Annotated in this window: 1 protein-coding gene; it reads left to right on the top strand. The window is 63.1% G+C overall.

The window, feature by feature from the left end; genetic code table 11:
- Positions 1-135 precede the first annotated feature (135 nt).
- A partial coding sequence (locus tag EN885_RS33355; protein WP_164897996.1) for a response regulator occupies positions 136-390 on the top strand: 255 nt, incomplete at its 3' end.

Below are 390 nucleotides of genomic sequence, written 5' to 3'. Positions count from 1 at the left end.
GATGGGTGGCACGATCATGGCGGCAAACCGGACCGACGGTTCGGGCGCGGTGTTCACCATCAAAATGCCCAGGCCGGCAAATCCGCCCAATTTCGACGCTTCGAATACCGACGACCACGACGTGGGTGACCTGGCATGACAAACTCGAACGTCAGGATATTGGTCGTCGATGACGAGCCGCCGATCCGCAAGCTACTGCGCGTCGGGCTCGGCAGCCAGGGCTACGCGATCAGCGAGGCGCCGAACGCCAGGGTGGCGATAGAGCTGATGGAGGCCGAGAAGCCGGACCTCGTCCTGCTCGACCTCGGGTTGCCCGGCATGAGCGGCCATGAGCTGCTGCGCAAATGGCGCGATGATGGTCTCGACATTCCAGTGGTCATGCTGTCCAGC

Origin of the sequence: Mesorhizobium sp. M6A.T.Cr.TU.014.01.1.1 (assembly GCF_004022765.1) — a bacterium.
In the GTDB taxonomy this organism is placed as follows: Bacteria; Pseudomonadota; Alphaproteobacteria; order Rhizobiales; family Rhizobiaceae; genus Mesorhizobium; species Mesorhizobium mediterraneum.
Note: the sequence above shows the minus strand (reverse complement) of the source record. Positions and strands in the feature narration are given on the sequence as shown.